This is a genomic window from Bacillus sp. 05T31, from assembly GCF_056396725.1.
In genome coordinates this window covers 1-388 of sequence record NZ_JBFTMA010001466.1, presented here as the reverse complement: position 1 = coordinate 388, position 388 = coordinate 1, and the positions used below count along the sequence as shown (strand labels likewise).

The following is a 388-nucleotide window of genomic DNA, read 5'->3' as shown; positions in this document are numbered from 1 at the left end:
GTATATTATGTGTACAAGCAGGCATAAAAGAAGAGCATATTGTAATGTCATCTCTTTGTACAAGCTGTGAAGAACAATTATTTTTCTCTCATCGTCGTGATCAAGGTAAGACGGGGAGAATGTTGAGTTTCATAGGTTTTAAGGAGGAGTGAAGTAAGTGACAGTGCAAGGGAATTTAGCAGATGTAAACGAAGTAATTAAAGAATCTTGTGTACGAGCTGGACGTTCGATGAAAGATATTAAGCTCGTTGCAGTTACAAAAACTGTAGGGATTGAAAAAACAAGCGAAGTAATTGAAACAGGAATTATTGATTTAGGTGAAAATAGAAATGAAGGTTTCTTACAAAAATACGAGCATTTCGGTTCAAAAGTGAATTGGCATTTTATT

Annotated in this window: 1 protein-coding gene and 1 pseudogene; both read left to right on the top strand. The window is 34.8% G+C overall.

Annotation, left to right across the window (positions count from 1 at the left end):
- Window positions 1-152: laccase domain-containing protein (locus tag AC1DJR_RS33865; RefSeq protein ID WP_477004659.1), on the top strand; the 152-nt coding region annotated here is incomplete at its 5' end.
- Window positions 153-157: 5 nt separating this feature from the next.
- Window positions 158-388 (top strand): annotated as a pseudogene (locus AC1DJR_RS33860) (YggS family pyridoxal phosphate-dependent enzyme); the annotation flags it as partial.